General features: G+C 63.4%; 23 protein-coding genes. 3 read left to right on the forward strand and 20 right to left on the reverse strand.

All coding sequences use genetic code 11. The annotated features are described in order from the left end of the window. Nucleotides 1–5: 5 nt before the first annotated feature. Entirely contained in the window at nt 6–1676 is a 1671-nt protein-coding gene (locus MF606_RS19020) for a M14 family metallopeptidase (RefSeq protein ID WP_240230896.1), read from the forward strand. Nucleotides 1677–1763: 87 nt separating this feature from the next. Here MF606_RS19020 and MF606_RS19025 read toward each other — a convergent pair whose 3' ends face one another. The 16 genes from MF606_RS19025 to MF606_RS19100 all read right to left on the reverse strand — a co-directional run bounded on the left by MF606_RS19025 (nt 1764) and on the right by MF606_RS19100 (nt 18149). Next, nucleotides 1764–2492 (reverse strand): SDR family NAD(P)-dependent oxidoreductase, encoded by a 729-nt coding sequence (locus MF606_RS19025; protein WP_240230897.1) that lies wholly within the window; start codon nt 2490–2492, stop codon nt 1764–1766. Next, nucleotides 2489–3253 carry an SDR family NAD(P)-dependent oxidoreductase gene (locus tag MF606_RS19030; RefSeq protein ID WP_240230898.1) on the reverse strand — a complete coding sequence of 255 codons (765 nt, stop codon included), beginning with the start codon at nt 3251–3253 and terminating at the stop codon, nt 2489–2491. Before MF606_RS19030 ends, MF606_RS19025 begins: the two co-directional genes overlap by 4 nt. 220 nt (nt 3254–3473) lie before the next feature. Next, entirely contained in the window at nt 3474–4184 is a 711-nt protein-coding gene (locus MF606_RS19035) for a GntR family transcriptional regulator (protein ID WP_240230899.1), read from the reverse strand. Nucleotides 4185–4566: 382 nt separating this feature from the next. Continuing rightward, complete coding sequence (locus MF606_RS19040; RefSeq protein ID WP_240230900.1) at nt 4567–5346, reverse strand: SDR family oxidoreductase; 780 nt, start codon at nt 5344–5346, stop codon at nt 4567–4569. 16 nt (nt 5347–5362) lie between these two features. Beyond that, complete coding sequence (locus MF606_RS19045; RefSeq protein WP_240230901.1) at nt 5363–6340, reverse strand: ABC transporter permease; 978 nt, start codon at nt 6338–6340, stop codon at nt 5363–5365. Continuing rightward, on the reverse strand, nt 6340–7311 hold the full coding sequence (locus tag MF606_RS19050) for an ABC transporter permease (RefSeq protein WP_240230902.1): 972 nt from the start codon (nt 7309–7311) through the stop codon (nt 6340–6342). Before MF606_RS19050 ends, MF606_RS19045 begins: the two co-directional genes overlap by 1 nt. Beyond that, nucleotides 7308–8774 carry a sugar ABC transporter ATP-binding protein gene (locus MF606_RS19055; protein ID WP_338084390.1) on the reverse strand — a complete coding sequence of 489 codons (1467 nt, stop codon included), beginning with the start codon at nt 8772–8774 and terminating at the stop codon, nt 7308–7310. Before MF606_RS19055 ends, MF606_RS19050 begins: the two co-directional genes overlap by 4 nt. A 111-nt stretch (nt 8775–8885) precedes the next feature. Next, nucleotides 8886–9911, reverse strand: a complete 1026-nt coding sequence (locus tag MF606_RS19060; RefSeq protein WP_240230904.1) for an ABC transporter substrate-binding protein — start codon at nt 9909–9911, stop codon at nt 8886–8888. Nucleotides 9912–9956: 45 nt separating this feature from the next. Beyond that, entirely contained in the window at nt 9957–10871 is a 915-nt protein-coding gene (locus tag MF606_RS19065) for a sugar phosphate isomerase/epimerase family protein (RefSeq protein WP_240230905.1), read from the reverse strand. Further along, nucleotides 10868–12028 carry a Gfo/Idh/MocA family protein gene (locus MF606_RS19070; RefSeq protein ID WP_240230906.1) on the reverse strand — a complete coding sequence of 387 codons (1161 nt, stop codon included), beginning with the start codon at nt 12026–12028 and terminating at the stop codon, nt 10868–10870. Before MF606_RS19070 ends, MF606_RS19065 begins: the two co-directional genes overlap by 4 nt. A 47-nt stretch (nt 12029–12075) precedes the next feature. Further along, nucleotides 12076–12798: an SDR family NAD(P)-dependent oxidoreductase gene (locus MF606_RS19075; RefSeq protein ID WP_240230907.1), complete on the reverse strand. Its 723-nt coding sequence runs from the start codon at nt 12796–12798 to the stop codon at nt 12076–12078. 51 nt (nt 12799–12849) lie between these two features. After that, on the reverse strand, nt 12850–13746 hold the full coding sequence (locus MF606_RS19080; RefSeq protein ID WP_240230908.1) for a MurR/RpiR family transcriptional regulator: 897 nt from the start codon (nt 13744–13746) through the stop codon (nt 12850–12852). A gap of 75 nt (nt 13747–13821) precedes the next feature. Further along, on the reverse strand, nt 13822–14550 hold the full coding sequence (locus tag MF606_RS19085) for an ATP-binding cassette domain-containing protein (RefSeq protein ID WP_240230909.1): 729 nt from the start codon (nt 14548–14550) through the stop codon (nt 13822–13824). Further along, nucleotides 14547–15491, reverse strand: coding sequence for an ABC transporter permease (locus tag MF606_RS19090; RefSeq protein ID WP_420842268.1), 945 nt, complete (start codon nt 15489–15491; stop codon nt 14547–14549). The genes MF606_RS19085 and MF606_RS19090 overlap by 4 nt, the downstream gene beginning before the upstream one ends. A 133-nt stretch (nt 15492–15624) precedes the next feature. Next, nucleotides 15625–16584, reverse strand: coding sequence for a sugar ABC transporter substrate-binding protein (locus MF606_RS19095; RefSeq protein ID WP_240230910.1), 960 nt, complete (start codon nt 16582–16584; stop codon nt 15625–15627). 113 nt (nt 16585–16697) lie between these two features. Then, nucleotides 16698–18149: an aldehyde dehydrogenase family protein gene (locus tag MF606_RS19100; protein WP_240230911.1), complete on the reverse strand. Its 1452-nt coding sequence runs from the start codon at nt 18147–18149 to the stop codon at nt 16698–16700. Between the two features lie 221 nt (nt 18150–18370). Between MF606_RS19100 and MF606_RS19105 the strand changes: the two genes are divergently transcribed. Then, the gene (locus MF606_RS19105; protein ID WP_240230912.1) at nt 18371–19042 is read left to right on the forward strand and encodes a GntR family transcriptional regulator; all 672 of its coding nucleotides are present in this window, start codon (nt 18371–18373) and stop codon (nt 19040–19042) included. Between the two features lie 10 nt (nt 19043–19052). Continuing rightward, nucleotides 19053–19820, forward strand: coding sequence for an SDR family NAD(P)-dependent oxidoreductase (locus tag MF606_RS19110; protein ID WP_240230913.1), 768 nt, complete (start codon nt 19053–19055; stop codon nt 19818–19820). Between the two features lie 104 nt (nt 19821–19924). Here MF606_RS19110 and MF606_RS19115 read toward each other — a convergent pair whose 3' ends face one another. Genes MF606_RS19115 through MF606_RS19130 form a run of 4 tightly spaced genes read right to left on the reverse strand, consistent with a single transcriptional unit; the run spans nt 19925 to nt 23562 of the window. Next, nucleotides 19925–20857: an ABC transporter ATP-binding protein gene (locus tag MF606_RS19115; RefSeq protein WP_240230914.1), complete on the reverse strand. Its 933-nt coding sequence runs from the start codon at nt 20855–20857 to the stop codon at nt 19925–19927. After that, complete coding sequence (locus MF606_RS19120) at nt 20854–21663, reverse strand: ABC transporter ATP-binding protein (protein ID WP_240230915.1); 810 nt, start codon at nt 21661–21663, stop codon at nt 20854–20856. The genes MF606_RS19115 and MF606_RS19120 overlap by 4 nt, the downstream gene beginning before the upstream one ends. Next, nucleotides 21663–22577, reverse strand: a complete 915-nt coding sequence (locus tag MF606_RS19125) for an ABC transporter permease (RefSeq protein WP_240230916.1) — start codon at nt 22575–22577, stop codon at nt 21663–21665. Before MF606_RS19125 ends, MF606_RS19120 begins: the two co-directional genes overlap by 1 nt. A gap of 7 nt (nt 22578–22584) precedes the next feature. Then, nucleotides 22585–23562, reverse strand: coding sequence for an ABC transporter permease (locus MF606_RS19130; RefSeq protein WP_240230917.1), 978 nt, complete (start codon nt 23560–23562; stop codon nt 22585–22587). Nucleotides 23563–23593: the final 31 nt, after the last annotated feature.

The following is a 23593-nucleotide window of genomic DNA, read 5'->3' on the forward strand; positions in this document are numbered from 1 at the left end:
TCATAATGACCGTTCTCGACGTCAAATTTGACCGCTACTACACCTACGATGAAATGACTGAACGCCTGCGCGCGATGGTCGATGCCCACCCCGAACTCGCCACCATGACCTCGCTCGCCAAGAGCTTCCAGGGCCGCGATGTCTGGCTGATCGAGATCACCAATCCCAAGACCGGTCCCGCATCGGAAAAGCCTGGCTACTATATCGACGGCCAGATTCATGCCGAGGAGCACGCAACGTCGGCAGCGGCGCTCTATGCGGTCTGGCACCTTCTGACCAAATATGGGACCGACGAGGAAGCAACGCGTCTGGTCGACAGCCAGGTCTTCTACATTCTGCCGCGCATCAATCCTGATGGTGCCGAGCTATCCCTCGTGCCGCCATACTATAACTGGTGCGGCAACGGCCGCTTCATGCCGGGTGCAGACCGCCTCGAAGGCCTCATTCCTGAGGATATCGACGGGGATGGCTATATCGTGTGGATGCGCGTGCCCGACAGCAAGGGCGAATGGAAGAAGAGCGCAAGCAATCCCGACATCATGGTGCAGCGCAAGCCCGGCGAAGAGGGCGGCGAATACTATCGGCTCTACCCCGAAGGAACGGTGCGCAATTACGACGGCGTCAACGTGCCGGTCGAGAAACCGTTCGATGGCAACATGAACCGCAATTTCCCGACGAACTGGTCGCCCCAGGAATATGGGGCGGGCATCCACCCGCTGTCCGAGCCGGAATCCTTCGGCATGGCCAAGTTCATTCTCGACCACCCCAATATCTGTGGCATGTGCGCCTATCACACGCATGGTGGCATCATCCTGCGTCCGTCCATGACCCGGCCGGACAGCGCCATGAGCGCGCGGGATATCAATCTCTACAAGGAAATCGGCAAGGTCGGCACGGAACTGACCGGTTATCCAACCGTCTCGATCTATGAGGAGTTTACGCCCGACAAGTCGGTGGTCCGCCGCGGCGGCCTGATGGATTGGACCTATGAGGAGATGGGCATCATCTCGTTCGGGACCGAGCTTTGGGACCTTGAGCGCTCCGCCGGTGTGCCAAAGGAGGGCTATTACAACCTCTATCCCCGCAACGAAGAGGTCCAGCAGAAGGTCTACGACTACGTCAAGGCCAACATGGCCGATAAGGGCTGGCGCGATTGGAAGAGCTTTGACCATCCCCAACTGGGCAAGGTCGAGATCGGCGGCATGGTCAATATCTGGAGCTACCGCAACCCGCCCGGAAATCTGCTAGAGGAAATGGTCCGCCAGAACGTGCTGTTCAATCTGCGCCACGCCGCTGCCGCGCCACAGATCAAGGTCGACGAGGTCAGCGTGACCCCACTCGGCACCGACCTGTACAAGGTCCGCGCCGTGGTCTCGAACCACGGCTACCTGCCCTCCAACCTATCTGATGTCGCGATCGCCAACAAGGTCGCAAAGCCTGTGCAGGTCACAATAACGGTCGACGGCGGCGAGCTGGTAATGAACCCGCAAATCGCCGATCTTGGCAACCTGGCGGGGCGCAATGAGCGGCTCTATCCGTGGTCGCCCTGGGGCCAGCAGTGGACAGCCAATGGCCGCCCGGTCGAATGGCTGGTTCGTGCGCCCGCGGGCAGCGCCATCACCGTGACAAGCCGGTCGGAAAAGGGCGGTACGCATCGCCTGACACAGTCGACCTAGTCCAAGCGGCAGGCCCGCTGGGGCCTGCCGTTCCGAATTCGTTTCCCGTCCCACTCAGCTCCGGACCGCAAGGTTCGGGGCCTTTTTTTAGGCCTGAACGGCCAGTTCCTGAACCATGTCCCAGGCGCGAATACGCTGGTCGTTGATGCCTGCCGCGTTCTGAAGGGCGAGGTGGACGAAAGCCGGAGCCAGCTCCATGGGGTCCTTCCAGATCTTGCGAGTCTCCGCGCTGTAGGTGACCTCACTCATGGCGGTATGCATGGGATGACCCGGGGTAATGGTATTGACCGAGACGTTATAAGGCGTGAATTCCTGCGCCAGGGATCGCGACAAGCCTTCTAGGCCGAACTTGGATGCGCAATAGGTGGATTCATCGAGCCCGCCGACGATGCCGGCATTGCTCGATACGTTGATGATGGCGCCGGAACGCCTGCGCTTCATACCCGGGGCAACGGCCCGCACGCAGAGGAATGGGCCGCGCAGATTGACCGCCAGTAGCCGGTCCCAATCCTCGACGGCAACCTCTTCGACCGGCTTGAAGAAGATGATCCCGGCATTATTGACCAGAACGTCGATGCGCCCAGCCTCGGCCTCGATCGCGGCCAGCGTGGCAGAAACGTCGTTGGCGTCAGTGACGTCCATCTGGCGCGGCCGGATATCGCCTGCCTCGCCCGACAGCGTTGCGACCTCATCGCCCAACATGTCGAGCGCATAAACTACGGCGCCCTCCTGGGCATAGAGCCGAGCCACGGCACGGCCAAGGCCGCGTGCGGCACCGGTAACAACGGCGATTTTGCCGGCGAGCTTCCCGGTCATGTGGCAATCCTTCCGCCGTCAATGACCAGCCCGATACCCGTAACGAAAGACGATTGCTTGGACGCCAGGTAAAGCACCGCTTCGCCGATTTCGTCGCCCGTGCCCATGCGGCCCAGCGGCGTGATGGAACGCCATTTTTGCTCAAGCGCGTCGGGGTCCTCAGCCTTGTCCAGGTTTCGCTGGTTCATGCCGGTATCGATCACGCCGGGATTGATGGCATTGCACCGGATATTGCGCGCGGCATATTCGATGGCGATTACGCGCGTCATCGACATGATGCCGCCCTTCGACGCCGCGTAGCTGAGATTGCCGCCGACATTGGCGAAGGCACTCACCGAGGAGTTATTGACGATGGTGCCGCCGCCATTGCGCAACAGTGCCGGAATGGCGTGCTTGCAGCCAAAAAACGTCCCCTTCAGGTTGATGTCGATGACGCGTGTAAACAGGTCTTCAGTGATAGCATCCGAGGCGGTGACGGGTTGCTCGATGCCTGCATTATTGAAGATCGTATCAAGCTTGCCGTGATCTGCCTCGGCTTTCGCGACAAGCGCTGCCACATCGCGCTCTCGGGACACGTCGGTGCGCAGGAAGCTCACTTTGAGCTCGTTGGCAACGGCTTCCGCGACGAGCGCGGCCCCGCCGTCTGCATCAACATCCCCCACCACTACCGACGCGCCTTCGCGCGCGAAGAGCATTGCCGTCGCACGACCCATGCCCCCTGCTCCGCCGGTCACCACTGCGACCATACCCGCAAGTCTCACTGAATAATCCTTCCCTCGAGACGACCTCGGCCGCTGAAACAACCAGCGCCATGGCCAAAGCTTGTGGCGCGGACAAGCCAGTTCCGTTCAGCCACAGCATGGCCGAGCGCAAACGATACGGGCGCCAGTCACCAGACATTGTCATACAGTATACAATTAGACAACGGGCAAACAGAACCCAGCCATCACCGGCGCGAGGCTCGCCAGTAGCGAAATCGGCTCAGCGGGTTAGCGAGACGGCGCCCTGCTTCTTCTTGCGGGCGATCAGCAGCATGTGATTTTCCAGGGCGGTCTGGATATCGCCAAAAGCAGTCTCGGACTTGGCTACCTGTCCTTTGATCCAGTCGAGGAATTCCTCGTGCTGCCTGGGAATGGCCTCAAGGTCTTCATCGCGAAAGCGCTCGAAGTTGAAGACGATCAGCACGTGCCGCGCGATCGTATCCCAAAGCGTGCCCACGATAGGATTGTCGGCAGCCTGACGGATGATGCGATGAAACTCGAGATCGGCAATCAACGAATTGCGCAGGCTCCCCGCCTTTGCCGAAGCACGCATCTGGTCGATGCAAGGCTCGAGAATGCTCGGGGAACCCCTACCTTGGCGCCAGTTCTCGATTGCATCGCGCAACATGAAGGATTCAAGGCTGAGCCGAACTTCCATGATTTGTTGCGTCACGCTGGCGTCAAAAGCGGCGACGCGATAGCCGCGATGGCCGCCGCCGCTGATGATGCCTTGGGCGTGCAGCACCTTGAGCGCCTCGCGAATTGGCACCCGGCTTACGCCGAGCTTTTCGACCAGTGATGTCTCGACGATCCGCTCGCCTGGCGAGATGATCCGCGTTGAGATCGCCTGCGCGATGGTATCGGCCACGCTTTCCGACAGAGATATCCGCTTAGGCTGGGGGAGCTCAAACCGAACCGAATCGCCGTTCACGCTCATTCTCCCAGAGGTCCGCGTTGCCGTTGAAAATCCGCCTATTTGGTCGATTTGTCACGCCAAGGATTGTGGCATCATCCAACAAGAGGTCGTGGGCTCCTACAGCATTGTGTTGGAAACACACAAGATCGGTCCACGTCCGGTCGTCGTGGTCTAATTGCGGCCACCTATCTGCGGCCGGCAGGAAATAGCCGCATACGAATTCGCCCTGTTGATCCTGGCCTGCTTGGCGCGTGGCGGCCGGCTACTGCTAGCCGCAGGGTCAGTGTACAGGTGATAACAATCCATTGGTCTGCAAGAGACCTCGTGGGCGGAAGATGCGCGAGCCGACGGCTAACGGCCGTCCTGATGGTCTCTTCGGGCGACCGTCGCGCTATGCTCAGGACGGTGCGCCGACGACGCGCTGTTCGAGGTCGATATGCGTGCCGGTTTGCAGGCCCGACAGGTCCGATAGCAGGTAGACGGCGAGGCGCGCCACTTCGGCGGCTTCCAGCATGCGACCCAAGGGTTGGCGCTGAGCGACCTTGGCGCTCCAGTCGGAGCCCTTGCCAAGCGTTTCGCCCTGCATCTTCTGTTCGCCGGGCGTCGCGGCCCAACCCATATTGATGCCATTGACGCGGATACGATCGCTGAGATGCGCATTGGCGGCATTGCGCGTCAGCGTGGCCAGGGCACCCTTGCTCGCCGAATAGATCGCCAGGTCCGGCGCGCCGCAATGGGCGTTCATCGACTGGATATTAACGATCGAACCGGGGGCGCCACTGTTCAGCCGATGACGGATAAAGGCCGACATGAGCAGGTAGGGCGCTCGAGCGTTGACCGCGAAGAGCTTGTCCCACAGCGCCGCGTCGCCATCGAGAAAGCTGGCGCGGTCGGTGATGCCCGCCGCATTGACCAGCCCGTCGATCGGACCGTGCGCCAGCGCTTCCGCCATCAGGCGATCGGGCGTCGCTGGGTCGGCCAGTTCGCCGAAGACGAATTCGGCACCGGGAATTTCGGCCCGCGCCGCCGCCGCCTTGTCCGGGTCGCGGCCGGCCAGCACGATGCGAGCCGCGCCATTGGCCTGAGCGTGCCGGGCGACTTCGAGACCGACGCCCTGCAGGCCGCCCGTGATCAGGATCGACTTGCCCGCGAGGCAGCGGCCGAAGGGTTCAGTCATCGATTTTCTCCGTGCGTCAGGTCTGGTCGGTAATACGCACATAGAGCGCGGTGACAGCCAGAATGATGGCGCCGAACAGCATGCGCCGCGCGCCTTCGGGGATTTGCAGCAGGGTCAGCAGCGTGCCCAGCACCGTCAAAATCAGCGCGCCGACAATGGTGCCCGAATAGCTGCCGCGCCCGCCAAAGATCGACGTGCCGCCGATCACCGCCGCCGCGACGGAGGGCAGCATCAGCGAATTGGCCAGCGACAGCGACGGCGCCCTGATAATCCCGACATAGAGCAGCCCGGTAATGCCGGCGATGAGCCCCGACAGCGTATAGAGCGCCAGCATGACCTGCCAGGACCGTACGCCCGAAAGGCGCGAGGCGTTCTCATTGGACCCGAGCGCATAGAGCAGGCGGCCGAAGCCGGTGCGGCGCTGGCTCCACAGCAGCAGGATGGCGAAGGGCACGAACAGGAACAGCGCATTGGGCATGCCCAAAGTACGGCCGGTGCCCAGCCATTCGAAGATATCAGGGATGACCGAACCGGTATTGATGACGTAGCGCTGGTAGACCTGCAGGCATCCGGTGGCGATGAGCCCCGTACCCAACGTCATGATCAGCGGATGCACCCGGCACACGCCGACGCCAAAGCCGTTGACCAGCCCCATCAGCACGGTCGCCGCTAGCGACAGCGCGATGGCGGCAGGCGCGCCCACCAAAGGCGTGAGCGTGGCCACCACGAAAGCGGCGACGGTGGCCGCGACGCCGGCAGAAAGGTCGATACCGCCGGTCAGCATGGTCAACGTCTGGCACGCCGCCAGCATGGCGAGCGGAATGGCGAAGCGGATGGTGTTGCCGACCCAGCGCTCGTTGAAGATGCCGGGCTGCAGGAATTCGAGCAGCGCCACCAGGGCAAAGAGCAGCGCGATAAGCGGCAGCACCGGATTGTCGCGAATGATCCCGCCAATGCGCTGCAGCGGCGACGTCGTCTCGGCCACACCAGCCATCAGTGCCGTCCTCTCATTGCCAACAGGCCACCAGCCATCACCACGGCGACCATGATGGCGCCTTCGACGATCGTGGTCACGTTAGGATCGACCGACAGCAGCGTCAGGTCGAGTCGCAGCGTGCGCAGGATGAACACGGCGATGATCGGCCCCAGAATGCCGCCAATGCCGCCGGTCAGCGCGACGCCGCCCAGGACCACGGCAGCCACGCTGGCCAAGAGGTAGGGGCCGGGTATGGGCTCCCCGATGCCGGTACTGAGGGTGATCGACAACCCACCCAGCGCGGCGAAGAGACCAGCCAGGGCATAGGCGGCGATGCGGGTGAGCCCCACCGGCACGCCGGAGCGGAAGGCCGCATTCTGGTCGCTGCCAATGGCATAGATGGATAGGCCAAGCCGCGACCGGCGCAGCGGCAGCCAGATGATTGCTACGCAGGCCAGCAATACGACGAACGACTTGGGCAGCCAGGCGGTGAACTGGGACGGCACACCCGGTAGCGTCACCGCGCCGACAATCACGTCGCGCAGCCATGGCGTCGCCGTCCCGCCCGGCGCATTGAGGATCAGCAGCGCCGCCCCCTCCCAGACGAACAGCATGGCCAGTGTCACCACGATATCGGGGACGCGGGTCAGCACGATGAGCGTACCGTTGATCGCCCCCATGCCAGCACCGACACCCAGTACGGCGAGGACGATGAAGCCTGCCTGCACGTCTCCTGCCCCTTGCATCAGCACAGCGGCAGTGACGCCGGCTACCGACATGATCGACGCGATGGACAGGTCAATGCCGCCGGCGATAACCACGATCGCCATGCCCACCGTCGCAAAGGCAAAGGGCAATGCAGCCCGCGACAGGGAATCGAGGCCCGTCACCCCGAAATTGGGCTGGATCACACGGGTGGCGATCAGCAGGATGATGAAAATGGCCATGAGCCCGATGGCCCAGCCATGCCTGCCCAGCGAGCGGATCATGCCAGCTCTCCCGCCGTTGCGCGGTCCTTGGCTGTGAGGCCGTAGGCGGCCCGCATCAGGTTCTGTTCGGTGGCATCGCCGGCATCGATGACGTCGACCACCCGCCCGCCGAAGATGACGATGGTGCGGTCGCAAGCCAGCGCAATCTCGCCGAGTTCGGAGGTGTAAAAGAGAATGGACGCCCCCTGTGCCGCGAGCTCGCGCAGGAGCGGATAGATCTGATGCTTGGTGCGCACATCGATGCCGCGGGTGGGATCGAACAATAGCAGCGTCTCGACGCCCGCCGCGACCCAGCGGCCGATCGTCACCTTCTGCTGGTTACCGCCCGATAGCCGCCGGACCTCGCCCTGCGCGCGCATGTCGATCTGCAGCCGCTCCACAGCGGTAGCAACCTGCTCGGCCTCGCGGCGCATCGGGATGGCGCCCCACTTGCTGGGTCGCGCCAATAGCGGCAGCGCAATATTCTCCCGCACCGAGCGCTGCATCAACAGCGCATCCTTGCGGTCGCCCGGGACCAGCGTCAGGCCTGCCGCGATAGCATCGGCGGGATGGTGGAAAGCGGCCGGTTTGCCATCGACCTCGATGCTGCCGCTTTGCGCGCGGCGGAAACCGGCCAGCACGTCGAACAACTCGTCCTGCCCCTGCCCTTCCAGCGCGACCACGCCGAGCACTTCGCCGCGGCGAAGCTCGAACGATACGTCAGCCAGCTTGGAGCCGGCGGCAAGGTCGCGCACGCGTAGGCGCGGCGCGCCGGTCGCAATACCCTGCACACGGTTATCAGTCACTTCGGCGCGAGCCGGCACGCCGCCCAACATCAGCTCGACGATTTCTTCCTCGATGCCCGGAGCGATGGCAAAGTCGCCCACCGTCACCCCGTCGCGCAGCACCGAGGCGCGATCGCAGACCTGCGCAATCTCGGCGAAGCGATGGGAAATATAGATGACCGAACGCCCGCTATCGGCCTGGCTGCGGATAACCTTCAGCACGCGCTCGACCAGGTCGGTCGGCAGTGCCGCCGTCATTTCGTCGAGCATCAGCACCTTGGGCTCGCTAGCCAAAGTCAGCGCCAGATCCAGAATACGCAGTGTCGCCAGCGGCAGGTGCCGAACGGTTTCGTCGACCCGCAGATCGGCGATGCCGAGCTCGCCCACCCAGTGCCGCACCGGATCGATGGGAATGCCGAGCAGCCGCAGATTGTCGGCCACGTCGAGATCGGGAATAAGCGACGGCTCCTGATAAACAGGCATGATGCCCGAGCGCCGTGCCTGGGCTGGCGAGCGAAAGTGCCGGTCTTCGCCATCGAGCCTGATATAGCCGGTATCGGGCCGCAAGGCGCCCGTCAGAATCTTGACGAAAGTCGATTTGCCGGCGCCGTTGGCGCCCATCAGGGCCACGACTTCGCCGGCGCTTACCGTGAGCGATGCATCCTTGAGCGCGGCGACAGCGCCGAACCGCTTTGCCACGCCCCGTGCGTCCAGAACCGGACGCCCAGCCGCTTGTTCCGTCATACCGACGACACCCTGCCCTTGGTCGAAAGACGGTTCCCGGCCTTGCGACCGGGGACCAGGATCAGATCACTCGCCTGGGCCCTTGCAGGCGATGACTTCGTCGATCGTGTAGGTGGTGTAGCCTTCAATGGACACGCTCACCGGCCATTCCGGATCGAGGTTCGGATTCTGTGCTGCGGCGATATTGGCCTTGCCCTCGTCGCTCACATTGTCCCACAGCGCCGGGGTGACCAACACGGTCTGTTCGGCCGGCTTTTCACCCTTGAGGATATTGAGAGCGACGGTGACGCCGGCGCCGCCGATCGAACCCGGATTGGTCACAGCCGCACCGACCAGGCCTTCGACAGAAGCGAGCTGGCCGACAAAACCGGCATTGTCGGCGCCCACGACGGGCACCAGCTCGGCACCCGATTCCACCAGCGCATCGACGATCACATTGTCGATGCCCGAGGTCCAGATACCGTCGAACGGAATGCCCGCAGCGATGTAGTCGAGGATCTGTTGCTTGCCCTGGTCCTGTTGCCAGCCGGTGAACATTTCCTGGGCCACCTTGATGCCCGGATATTCCGCAAGCGCGCGCTTGAAGCCCACATCGCGGTCATTGTCGGCTGAGGCACCGGCAGCGCCGCGCATATAGACGACCGAGCCCTCGCCACCCAGCTGCTCGAACAGCCACTTGGCGCCGACATAGCCGTATTCTTCCTGGTTGTTGGAAACCACATAGGCGGACGGTTCGGTCACGGCCTGGTCGACGGCCACCACCACGATGCCGGCATCGGTGGCTTCCTTGATGGCGGCATTGATGCCGTCAGGATTGGCCGGGTTGACCACGATGGCGTCGACACCGGCCTGGATCAGGTTGCGGATGTCTTCGAGCTGGCCGGCCGCATCGGTATTGCGGTGCGCAATGTTGAGCGACGAGACCAGCCCTGAATCGAGCGCCTGCGCTTTCATTGCGCAGATCATTTCCTCGCGCCAGCCATTGCCCTGCACGGTATTCGAAATGCCGATCGTATATTCCTGGGCCGCGGCGACGCCGCCGAGCCCGGCCAGAATGGATGCCACACTGGCGGCCACGAGCAGTTTTTTCATCTTAGTCCTCCCTTGAGACTGACGTATCGTTGCACATTATTTTCGTTACTTCACGTATGGATTGAGGACGTCGCGCGCCAGCAGGAAGCCCCGCTTGAGCTTGTCGTCCGTACCTTCGAAATTGCGGTCCTCGTGTTCGATGATGACCGGTCCGTCATAGCCGGCGCGATAGAGGCCGGAGAAGAACTGGGCCCAGTCGATATCACCCAGACCCGGCATGCGCGGCACCTGCCACCCCATACCTGATGACATGATGCCGTTTTCGTAGAGCCCGTCGCGGTCGATCATCACATCCTTGGCGTGGACATGGACCATCCTCGGGCCGAATTCGCGAATAAAGCGCGGCTGGTCAATCATCTGCCAGACCAGGTGCGAGGGATCGTAGTTCATGCCCACGCTGTCGCCCCAGGTTTCGAAGATGCGCCGCCAGATCTTGGGCGAGTACGCAATATTGTGCCCGCCGGGCCATTCGTCGTGGCTGAAGATCATCGGGCAATTTTCGAAGGCCAGCGTGACGCCGGCGTTGCGCGCATGCGCGACGATCGGGGCAAAGATGTCCCTGGCGCGCGCCCAGTTCTCATCGACGTTGAGCTTGCGATCACCGCCCATGAAGGTGTTGACGACCTTCACCCCCAGCAGCGGCGCGGCGGTGATGACCTGCTTGAGGTGGCCGATGACCTCGTCGCGATGGGCCGCATCCGCATGCAGCGGATTGGGGTAATAGCCCAGCCCGGAGATCGTGATCCCCTTCGAGGACAATGCCGAGGCAATCTCGTCGCCCTCAGCGGCGGACAGGTTGGCGACATCGATGTGGGACGTGCCGGCATAGCGCCGTGTCTCGCCGCCGGCGCGGGGCCAGCAGGCAATTTCGAGCGCTGAAAAGCCACTCCCGGCCGCCCAATCGGCAACATCCATCAACCCGATATCGGCAAATGGCGCCGTCAGGATTCCCAGCTTCATTCTCGTCCCCCCACCTCGACCCAGCGCCCGTCCCTGGCGCTCCTGATCACTGCGTCACAGAACAGCATTTCGTCATGCCCGTCCTCGAAGCTGGCGTAATTGGACTGCGGCGAGCGCCGTCCCGCCAGCACATCAGCATAGACCGCGCGAAACAATGCGAAGAACGTATCGCCAAAGCCCTCGACATGCCCGCCCGGCAGACTGGCGGCGGCACTGCCGGTGGCGTTCATCAGGCCCGGATCGCGCTGCAGCATCTGGTTGGGTTCATCGCGATGGCCGAGCCACAAATGGTCCGGATGCTCGGAATGCCAGGACGCCGATGCGCTGGCGCCGGAAATCTCCCAGCTCATCGCATTCTTCCGCCCATGGCTGACCTGGCTGGTGGTGACCGAACCGCGCGCGCCATTATCAAAGCGCAGCAGGATCAACCCGGCATCGTCAGTCTGGATGCGGCGGGTTTCGCTGGCCCTGTCGCTCGTCCTCGCGAAAGTTTCGACCGGGCCCAGCGGCTTTTGCCGTTCGGGGATGAACGTCGCCAGCTCGGCCAGCACCGCGACCGGGCTCAGGCCGCTGATGAAGCTGGTGAGATCGACCCAATGTGTGCCGATATCGGCGACCGAACGCAGCGTGCCGCCCTCATCGGCCTCCAGCCGCCAGTTCCAATCGCCGGGCTTGGCCAGCCAATCTTGATGATAGTGCCCCGTGATCAGCCTGATGTCGCCCAGCTCCCCCGCGCCGACCATGCCGCGCGCCTGCTGGTTGAGCGGATAGAAGCGGGTATTGTAACAAACCGCCGCAATCCGGCCGCTGGAACGGGCCAATTCGACCATCTCGGCGGATTCCACCGAGGTCATGGCCAGCGGCTTTTCGCAGATCACGTGCTTGCTGGCGGCCAGGATCGCCTTCACCTGCGCGTAATGGGCGTGATTGGGGGAAGTGACGTGGACCACGTCGACATCAGGATCGGCCAGCAACTCATCGAGCGAAGCATAGGCGCGCGCCACGCCAAGCGCCGCCGCCCGCTCGGCGCCGCGCCCGGCGCTCGATCCCAGCACGCCGGTGAGGCGAACGCCAAGCCTGCGCAGCGCCCATAGATGCACCGTGCCGATGAAGCCCGTGCCGATAACGGCAACGCCGATATCGCTCAACCCCTGCATGTCTCCCTCCCATGACCCGGGCGCGGCTCCTCTTCCGCTCCCGCAGGCTATGCGACCGAATATCCTCCATCCACCGGCAGGCAAGCGCCGGTGATGAAGGCCGAAGCCTCCGAGGCCAGAAACAGCACCACTCCGGCAAGATCGTCGGGCTGTCCCCAACGCCCGAGCGGCGTCCGAGCAGTCACATTGGCGACATGCACCGGGTCGGTGCGGCTGCGCGCCGATTGCTCGGTGACGATGAAACCCGGCGCCACCGCATTGACCCTTATGCCGTCGGGCGCCCAGGCAATGGCCAGTGACTTGGTCAACTGCTCGACCGCTGCCTTGCTGGCGCCATAGGCCGGATTGCGGGGGCTGCCGAAGCGCGCATACATCGAGGCGATATTGATCAGCTTGCCACCGCTGCTCTTGAGCTGCGGGTGAAATGCTTCGGCGGTGCGGAAGGTGCCGTGCAGGTTGACGTTGACGACCTTCTCGAAAAAGCTCGGCTCCATCTCCTCGCCACGCGCCGTGATGGCCGCGCAATTGACCAGAACGTCCAGCTTGTCGAACGCGCCGCCCAGCGCCCTTACCGCGGCAGTATCGCTCACATCGAGCTTTTCATAGCGAAAGCGACCGCGGTCTTCCTCGGCTGGCTGGTCCTCGACGCCGGTAATGGTCACCTCGGCGCCGGCCGATTGAAACGACCGCGCGATCGATGCCCCGATGCCCGCCCGGCTGGCTCCGACCACGAGCACCGAAGCTCCCGAAAAATCGAAACTGGCCTGCATCCGTCCAATCCCCCCGCCAACACAATTGCCGAGGTGATCACCGTTTGCAATCTATTTCTCGTTTTTCTGTTTTTGGTTCTTTATTTTCATCTTGGGTGACGGCGCGCCTTCGCCCAGCCGGCGACCGAGACTGACGATGATGGCCTGGCAAACGACCAGGGCCGGCACCTGCGAGCGAAAATGGCCGAGCCGCGCCTCGGTGACATAGAGCACATGGCTGGCCACACCGACGACCGGGCTGAGCTCGTTATCGGTGATGGCAAGCACGGTACGGCCGCGCGCCGCCGCCAGCTTTGCCGCCTCCACCGTTTCGGGTGTGTAATCATCGAAAGTCACGGCCAGCAGCAGGTCATTGGGTCCCATGGCCCCGATCTGCTCGGCCCGCATGGCGCCCAGATTGTCCACCAGATGCGCCCGCTTGCCGACATTGGCCAGGCCATAGACCGAATAGGCGCCGATGCTGAAAGCGCCCCGCGCGGCCGCGACATGCACGGCGTCGCAGGCGGCCAGCGCATCGACGAACGCCGCCAGTTCCGACCGATCGAGGCTCTCCTCGATGCGCACCAGCGAATTGACCGCCGCCTGCACGAAGCCCTCGAACATGCGTCCCGAATCCTGGAGGTCGGCATCGGCGATTTCGGCAGCGCCATTGCCCTGGCGGAGCTTGCTGACCCGTTCGGCATAGGGCGCGCGCGGACCCACCAGCCGTTCGCGGAACACCGCCTGCAACTCGGCAAAGCCGGCAAAGCCAAGTTCCTTGGCGAAGCGTGTGATTGTCGCCGGCGGCACCTGGGCGTGGTTGGCCAACGTCACCAGCGTACTGATGGCAACTTCCTCGGGATGGTTGAGAAAGAACCGCGCAACCTGCTCTAGCCGCCGGCTCAGCGAACCCTGCCGGGCGGCTAGTTCCGCACCCAGACTTTCATAATCCTTGATCGTGCTGGCCACCTGAGTCTCCGCGACGCAGTTGACCGTCGCATGACCCCGATATCACCAGCAAGGCCATCGTCGCCAGTCCACGCCTCAGGTCAGCACGACATGTTGCGTCAGTTCCTCGATGGTGGTGTCAGCCTTAGCGACGTCGAACACCTTGGTGCCATGGCTCATGATCACGAAGCGGTCGCAGACTTGGTAGGCGTGGTAGAGGTTGTGGGTCACCAGCACGCTCGACACGCCCTCGGCCTTGAGCCTGGTGACCTGGTTGAGGAGTGCCTCGGTTTCCCGCACCGACAGGGCCGATGTCGGCTCGTCCAGCAGCAATACCCGGCGCTTAAAGAATACGGCACGCGCAATGGCGACCGCCTGTTTCTGCCCACCCGAGAGATCGCCCACAAGCTTGTCCGGCGAGTCGATGCCGGAAATATGCACAGCGCTTTCCAGCACCTGCATGGCGATGTCGCGCATCTTCTTGAGATCGAGAAAGCCGAAGCGGCCGGTCAGCTCGCGACCGAGGAAAATGTTGCGCGAGATGGAGAGGCAGTCGACCAGGGCGGTGTTCTGATAGATTGTCTCGATCCCCGCATCGGCGGAATCCCGCCGGCAGGTGAAATCCTGCTTGATGCCATCGACACTGATATGACCCGAACTGGGCCGATGGATACCAGAGAGCATGTTGACCGTGGTCGACTTGCCGGCGCCGTTATCGCCGAGCAGACCAACGACCTCGCTATGGCCGACTTCGAAGCTGAGATCGGTCAGCGCCCTGAGCGGGCCGAACGACTTGTTGATATTGTGCAGGGCCAGCAGGCTCATGATGCGGCTCCCCGGCGGTCAAGGCTGTGATTGAAGATCGAGGCCGCCACGATCAGGGTGGCGATGAACATGTCGAGATAGAAGCCCGGCGCCCGCATCAGCAGCAGCACGTCGGTAATGGTGAAAATCAGCATCACGCCGAGAAAGACGCCGAGGATCGAGCCGCGACCGCCGCGCAGCGACAGCCCGCCGATAACGCAGGCGGCAATGGCCTGGAGTTCGAGACCAGCGCCCTGCCCCGGCTGCACCGAGCCGACGCGTGTCGTGGCAAGAATGCCGGCAAAGGCAGCCATGAAACCGGCTAGGGCGAAGGCGATGAGCTTGATGCGGCCGGTATTGACGCCGATGGCCGTAGCCGCCGAGCGGTTGCCGCCGGTGGCAAAGACGTGGTTGCCGAAACGGTGGCGATGCAGCAGCGCCCAGAACACCAGGCATAGCGCGATGAACCAGAGGAAAGCCGCATTGATGCCGAACAGCGTGCCTGAAAACAGCTCGTTGAAGACCGGGTTGGGGTCGAACCGCACCTGCACGGCGCCATTGATCAGCAGCACCGCGCCGCGCCAGAACAACAGTCCGCCAAGCGTGACGATGAAGCTTGGCAGATTGAAGCGCAGCGTCAGGAGGCCGTTGAGCACGCCAATCGCGGCGCCGACCAGCAGAGCCGCAGGTGCGGCGAGAAACGCGTCGACGCCGTTGCCCGTCAGCATGGCCATGACGATGGCCGCGAAGGTGTAAACCGAACCGATCGAGAGATCGAATTCCCCTGCGATCATCAGCACGCCGGCGCCAAGGGCGAGGCAACCGAGCACCGGCACCGAGCGCATGAGAATGCCCATATTCTGCGACGAGAGATAACGGAAGTCGTCCGGGAACAGCAGGCCGGCGGCGATACAGACGATCTGCACGGCCACGAAGACCATAAGGATGGCTCCGGCCGGCATGGTCAGCAGACTATGGAGCCGTGCGGCAACCGTCCGCTCGGCCGCGGCGGCGTGATCATGGGTCATGACGGTCACAGTGTATGTCCTGGTAGGGAGGAGGGAGCCCGGCCTGAGACCGGCCGGAGCCCTGCCCTCAGCGATAGGTGCCGATGAACGGCTTCACGACGCCAATGCGTTCCTGGTTGAGGAAGGCGCCCTGGCCGGTGTCGACGTCGGTCGGGGTCAGGCCATAACGGGCCGCCATGGCGATCTGAGCGATCGGGTAATAGCCCTGCAGGTAGGGCTGCTGATCCATGGTGGCGAACATCGCTCCGGATTCGACAGCGTTGACGATCTCAACCGCGAGATCGAAACCGCCGAACGGAATCTCCACGCCAGCATCCTTGATCGCGCCGGCCCCCACGGTGGAGGTCACCGAGCCGGTGCCGAACAGCGCCTTGATATCGGGGTTAGCGATCAGCACCTGCGCCATGATGTTCTGCGCTTCCGCCGGATCGAGACCGGCACGCACGGTTTCGACCTTGATGCCATGCTCTTCCATCGCCTTTTCGATGCCGCCGCCCCGGGCCACGGCAAAGCTGGCCTCTGGGATTTCGCGGGGATTGAAGACGGTGTCGCCTTCCTTGAGATCGAAAGCCTCGATCATGCGTAGCCCCAGTTCATAGCCGGAGGCGAACTCGTTCATGCCAACATAAGCCTGCCGGCAATTGCCATCGGCGCCTTCGAGATCGTCATTGTTGAAGCCGATGACGACGACGCCGGATTCGACGGCCGCGCAGATGCTCTCGTCGAACGCATCCGAGCTCGAAATGGCCACCGCTATGCCATCGACACCGGCGGCCACGGCGGTTTCGATCAGATCGTTCTGACGCACCGGATCGTTATTGGCATATTGCACGTCGAGATCGACGCCAAAGGCCGCAGCGGCGTCCTGCGCCCCTTTGACAACCGGGTTGAAGAACTGCACGCTGGGGTCGAGATAGATGATCATGGTCGCCGAAACCGGATCCTGATCCTGCGCGACAGCGCCACAGGCGCTGGCAAACAGGGCGCACCCCGCCAGTAGCGCGGCCTTTGACTTGGTCAATTTCATCACTTAGTCCTCCCTTTGGATTGCCGCGGTTCCTCCTCGGTCCCGCTTCGCAAAGGCGTCCTCCGACCAAAGATTACGCCTTGCGAGTCCGTCTTCCCTGGTTCCAGCGCTCCTCAGTGCTGGAACCAGGGTTGTCCCCGCCCAAGCGTCATGTGCAGACCCTTGAATTGGGAATACTCGTCGAAACCGTAGCGGCCGAGTTCGCGACCAACGCCGCTTTTCTTGTAGCCGCCGATCGGCAGCTCGGGCGTTCCGTCGATGACGGAGTTGATCCAGCAGCGCCCGGCGCGGAGCTGGCGCGTGGTCTGGATGGCGGTTTCGAGATCGCGCGACCAGACACTCGCCGAAAGGCCGAATGGCGTGCCATTGGCGAGCGCCACCGCCTCCTCGCGCGTGTCGAAGCCGATCGTCGCCAGCACCGGCCCGAAGATTTCCTCTTGAGCGATGGTCATGTCGGGCCTGACGCCGTCGAACACGGTCGGCGCGAAGAAATTGCCGCTCTTGGCGTCGACCATGTCTCCACCCAACAGCAACTCCGCCCCCTCGCGCAGCCCGGTCGCGACATAGCCCGCGACCTTTTCGATGTGCTGGTCAGAGACCATGGCGCCGAACCGCGACGCCTCGCCCAGCGGATCGCCGAAAGGCAGGCGGCGTGACAGGTCCAGCAGCCGCTCGAGCAGCGCCGGGCGGATGGCATTGGCGACAATAAGGCGGCTGCCGGAAATGCAGCACTGCCCGGCATTGTGATAGACGCCGTAAGCGATACCGTCGGCCGCCGCTTCGAGGTCGGCATCGGCAAAGACGATCTGCGGCCCCTTGCCGCCCAGTTCCAACCCCACGCGCTTGATGCCGGCGGCGGCGATGGCAGCGAGATGGGTGCCCACCCTTACTGAGCCGGTGAAGGCCAGCACGTCGACACGCGGGTCCTCGGCGAGCACCTGCCCTGCCGCCGCACCGGTACCGGTGATGACGTTGAACACCCCGGGGGGCATGCCGGCTTCCAGCGCCAGTTCGGCGAGCCGAACCGTTGTGCCGGACGTGAATTCGCTTGGCTTGACCACCACGGTGCAGCCGGCGCCAAGCGCCCAAGGCACGCGTTCGGACACGATAATGAATGGGAAGTTCCAGGGCGTGATGATACCGACGACACCGGCCGGTTCGCGCAGGACCAGGCCGAGGCGGTTTTCCCCGATGGCATTGTGGCTGTCGCCCTCTAGGCCCCGCGACTGGCCGGCCGCGTAAGTCCAGAGGTCGGCGCAATAGCCGATCTCGCCGCGCGCCTGGTTGATCGGCTTGCCGGTTTCGAGACACTCGATCAAGGCGAGTTCCTCGACATGGCGCAGGATGTTTGCGGCCACGGCATGCAGGATGGTCGAGCGCTCGGCGGCGGTCATGCGCGGCCAATGCCCGGTATCGAAGGCCTTGCGCGCGGCACGAATGGCCAGGTCAGCATCGGCTGCGCCACCGGCAGGCCACACGCCGACCACCTTGCCGCGGTGGCCCGGGCTCTGCCGTTCGATGACCTCGCCGCTCAAGGCGTCGCGTGAGACGCCATCGATCGGCATGCGATAGGTCCGTTTACTCGCAAGCCGCGGGTCACTAAGGTCCGGCACTACGAAATTGTCCTGAAAGCGGGCCTGAATGGTCATCAAACCGGTGGGATCGGACCCACCCTCCTCTTAGTCACGAGCCTCTTGAACAGGCCTCGTATGGAATTGTATGGTACCGTATGGTGCATGGTATTGCCCTGTCAATGCCATTGGCGAGATGTAATATGACTCTGGAAATGCAGCCGGCTGAGAGCAGCGAAAGCGCCGCCGCGTCGATTGAAAAAGACCTGCGCCGCTCCATTATCGAGCTGGAGCTGCTGCCCGGCGCGCGGCTGTCTGAACAGGATATCGCCACCCGCCTGGGTGTTTCGCGGCAGCCGGTGCGCGAAGCGCTGATCCGCCTCGCCAATTCACGGCTGATCGAAATCCGTCCTCACCGCGGCACGGTGGTGGCCCGTATCTCGGCCAAGGAAATGACTGAGGCGCTGTTCGTGCGGCAGTCGGTAGAGCTTGCGGTGGTGGCCCGAGCGGCCCTCTCGTTTGACCCCTGGCAGCGCAAGCGCATCGCGACCCTGCTGACCAAACAGGAAGAGGCGTCGGCCAAATTAGACCATGCCGCCTTCCGCGAGCACGACGAGGCGTTTCACATTGCTCTGGCGACCGGCGCTGGTGTGGGCATCGCCTGGATCGCCATCGCAGATATGAAGACGCACATGGACCGTGTCTGCAACATGACGCTGCAAGGGGAGGCCGACATGCAGCGGCGCGTGCGCGAGCACCATGCCATCATGGCCGCGATTGACGCGCATAACGCTACCGAGGCGCAGCGCGCCATGACCGAGCATCTGAGCAGCATCCTCGACGACCTGCCGGACCTCGAAACCCGGCATGCAAGCCTGTTCATCTAGGAATTCGTTGATGACTCAAACCGCGCGATACCCCAGCCTGGCCGGCGCTCCGGTGATCATTTCCGGCGGCGCGTCGGGTATCGGCGAGGCGCTGGTGCGGAACTTCGCAGCCCAGGGCGCCAGGGTCGGCTTTGTCGACGTGCAGGCCGAACGTGGCGCCGTACTGGCCGAAGAACTGGCAGCGGCGGGGCAGGTCGCTAGGTTCACCGCCTGCGACATTACCGATACCGAGGCCTATCGCAGCGCTATTGCCGGCTTTGCCGAAGCCCATGGCGACGCCATGGTGCTGGTCAACAACGCCGCCCATGATGAGCGCCATGACTGGCAAGAGGTGACCTCCGCCTATTGGGACGAGCGCATGGCGGTCAACCTCAAGCACAGTTTCTTCGCTATCCAGTCGGTGGCGCCCGGCATGATCCGGGCCGGGCGTGGGTCGATCATCAATACGGGTTCGATCAGTTGGATGATCATGGCGCCACGCCTGCCGATCTACGAAGCCGCCAAGGCCGCCACGCATGGCCTGACCCGATCGATGGCCCGCGAACTGGGCAAGCACGGCATCCGGGTCAACACGCTGGTACCTGGCTGGATCATGACGGAGCGTCAGATCGCCCTTTGGCTGAACCCGGCGACCGAGCAACTGATCGACGACAGCCAGGCGCTGGCCGGCCGCGTCTATCCGGATGACGTCGCTCGCATGGCGCTGTTTCTGGCGTCAGAGGACAGCGCCATGATCTCGGCGCAGCAATTCCTCGTCGATGGTGGCTGGGCCAACTAGACCCAAGGCGCCGCTCAAACAGCATTGCCGCCGGCGGCCTGGGCCAGCGGCAATACCCGACGATTTTCCCGGCGACCACGCCCCTCGTATCTGGTCGCCGGGCCCTAGCCTGCCACGTTCAGCCGGACGTAGTGTCCTGGTCCGACTTCAGTGGCGGCCTGGAGAGGACGGCGGGTCGCCTCGCGAACCGCCTCGGCGCGTTCGGAGAATGACTTTCCGCCAGCGCCCGTCACACGCACACCCGGATCGGGCACGGCGGACAGCAACAATTGGGTATAGGGATGCTGCGGATTGTCGATAATGGCGGCCGGCGGCCCCCATTCGACCACCCGGCCCGCAAACATGATGGCGACGTCGTCGGCCAGGTATTGGGCCGTGGCGATATCGTGGGTGATGTAGAGGAAGGCGATGGAGCGCTCCTCCTTCATCCGCCGCATCAGATCGAGCACGGACCGCCGGATCGACACGTCGAGCATCGAGGTGGGCTCATCGGCAACAATCAGCTCGGCACCGACCGCCAGGGCGCGCGCCAGGTTCACGCGCTGGCGCTGTCCGCCGGACAGTTCATGCGGGAACTTGTCCATGCACACGTCGGGATCCATCTCCACGTCATCGAGCACCTGGCGTACGGCCGCTTCGAGCTCGGCAGTCTTGACGCCGCGATGCAATTGCAGCGGGCGCTGAAGGTGGTGACGGATAGTGTGCGCCGGATTGAGCGCCGAGAACGGGTCCTGGAACACCATCTGCACGCTGCGCAGGTAATCCAGCCGCTCGCGGCGCGAGTGAAAGCTGGCGATATCGCGGCCCTTGAAACTTACCGAGCCGCTCGAGAGCGTGAACAGCCGCGTGACCGCGCGTCCGAGCGTGGACTTGCCCGAGCCGCTTTCACCGACGATGGCGAGCGCCTTGCCGGCCCGGACGGTCAGCGACACGTCCTTGAGGGCAACGACCTCGCGGGCCTGCCCAAACATTGGCTTCAGCGAGAAGACCTTGGTGGCGTCTTCCAGACGCAGCAATGCGATATCCTGGTTGATCATGCCGTCACCGTCGATCGCTTGAGAATGGGCATCGAGGACCAGAGCCGTCGCGTGTAATCATGCTGCGGATTGCCGACGATATCGGCCACCGGTGCTACTTCCACCAGCTTTCCTTCCAGCATCACCGCGATGCGGTCGGCAAACTGGCCCATCAACGCCAGATCATGGGTGATGAACAGGATGGAAAAGCCGAACTTCTCCTTGAGCGCCATGATCTCCTGGAGAATTTCCCGCTGCACCACCACATCGAGCGCGGTGGTCGGCTCATCCATCACGATCAGCTTGGGGTCGAGTGCCAGGGCGATGGCCAGCACGATACGCTGCCGCATGCCGCCCGAAAGCTGGTGCGGATAATCGTCCAGCCGGTTGGCCGCAATGCCGACCAGCTTGAGCAGCTCTTCCGCCCGCGCCCGCGCCTCAGCGCGTGACACACCGGTATGCCGAACGATCACGTCCCGGAACTGCTCGAAAATGGTGAGAACCGGGTTGAGCGAGTTCATCGCGCTCTGGAACACCATGGAGGCGGTGGACCAGCGGAACTTCGACAGCTTGTCGAGCGGCATGGCCAGCACGTCCTGCCCGTCAATGATGATCGAGCCCTTCGAGATGATGGCCGGCGGTCGATGCAGGCGCAGCAGCGAGAAGGCGATTGTGCTCTTGCCCGAACCGGATTCCCCGGCCAGCCCCATCACCTCGCCGCGGCCGATCTCGAAATCGACGCCCTTGACGGCAGTGAACAGACCCTTTGCGGTCAGGAAGTCGACCTGGAGGCCACGGACTTCGACGAGTGTGTTGGACGTCTCCATCATGCGGCTCCCTGGCGCTGGGCAAGACGCTGCTTGTCCAGCTTTTCCTGCGTGCGCACGGCTGCGGCAATGGTGCCCAGCGTGCGCAGGCGCGGGTTGGAGATTTCGTCGACGCCAAAATTGAGCAGCGACAGCCCGATGCCGATGCCGGCCACGGCAACCGCCGGCACCAGCACCTCCCACCACGCCCCCACAGTGATCGCTGAGGCGTTCTGCGCGTGGTAGAGCATCGTGCCCCACGAAATCGACATCGGATTGCCCAGGCCCAGGAATTCCAGGGTCGCCTGGGTGATGATGGTATAGGTCACCGAACCGATGAAGTTAAAGCCGATGATCGACAGCAGATTGGGCAGCAGCTCGACGAAGATCATGCGGTGCCCCGGTTCGCCGATCAGCTCGGAGGCGAGGATATACTCGCGGTTTCGCAGCGTCAGCGTCTGCGATCGGGTGACGCGCGCCCCCCAGGCCCATGATGTGACGCCGATGATGATGGCAATGACCACCGGGTTGGTCTGCCCGAGAAAGGCGGCGATGACGAGCAGCAGCGGCAATTGCGGTATAACCAGCACGACATTGGTCATGAAGGTCACGACTTCGTCGATCCAGCCGCCGAAATAGCCGGCGGCAATGCCGAGCACGGTGCCGATGATCACCACGATCGAGCCGGCGAAGAAGCCGACGGCGAGCGAGGTGCGCGTGCCGTAGATCACCTGGGTGAACACGTCGCGCCCCATGCGTGTCGTGCCCAGCAGGTCGTCCGGGCTCGGCGGCTGGTGCGGCCGGCCGACACGCGCCATGGGGTCGGCATTGAGCAGCAGCGGCCCGATGACGGCGATCGCGACATAGATCAGCACAATGGCCAGGCCAAAGGCCGCTTTGCGGTTTCGAAGAAAGACTTTGAGCGTTTCCAGCATGGCGGCCTCACACCTTCCGCAGGCGGGGATCGAGGAAGACGTAGAGAATGTCGACCAGGAAATTGGCGATAAGGGTGGCGAAGGTCATGATCAGCAACTGCCCCTGGATCAGCGGGTAGTCGCGCGTGACGATGCCGATATAGAGCGTCTGGCCGAGGCCGGGATAGTTGAACACCACCTCGGTGACGAGCGAGCCGCCCAGAATGGCACCCAGCGTCAGGCCGAGCGATGTCACCGACGGCAGCAGCGCGTTGCGCGCGGCGTAGTTGAACTGCACGCGGCGGTCGCTCAGGCCCTTGGCCACACCCATGGTGACGTGATCCTCGCCGAGCTGGCCCACCATATTGTTGCGCATAGTGACCAGGTAACCGCCGACGAACACCACCATCAGCGAACAGATGGGCATCAAGCCATGGACGAAGACGCTGCCGAAGAACTGCCAGCTCCAGGCCGGATCAAGCGACGGAGCGAAGGCGTATGAGGTTGGCAGCCAGCGCAGGGCCACGCCAAAGATGAAGAGCACGGATATGGCGACCACGACGGCGGGCGTCGCCTGCACGGCCAGCGAAGCCGGCGTGACGATGGCGTCGAACTTGCCGCCGCGGCGCCACGCCGCGAACGAACCCATGGTGGAACCGATGGCAAAGGCCAGCATCGTCGCCGTACCGGCCAAGAGGATCGTCCACGGCGCGGCATAGGCCAGCACCTGATTGACGGTCTGGGGGTAGAAGCGGATCGAGTAGCCGAGATCGCCGGTGAAAACCGACTTCATATAGTCGAGAAACTGCAGGTGGAGCGGGCCGGAAGCAAAGCCGAATGTCTCGATCAGGGCCTGCCGCGCCTCGGGCGTCAGCGTGCTGTTCTGCTGGGAGAACATGATGTCGACCGGGTTGCCGGGCATCAGCCGTGGCAGAATGAAATTGGCCGTAGCAGCCACCAGGAAGGCCGCAATGTAGAAGCCCAGCCGGCGCAGGATGAAGGACATTGCCGCTCTCCGCGAAAAGGAAGGGTGGCGC

It is taken from the genome of Devosia lacusdianchii, from assembly GCF_022429625.1.
GTDB classification, from domain to species: domain Bacteria; phylum Pseudomonadota; class Alphaproteobacteria; order Rhizobiales; family Devosiaceae; genus Devosia; species Devosia lacusdianchii.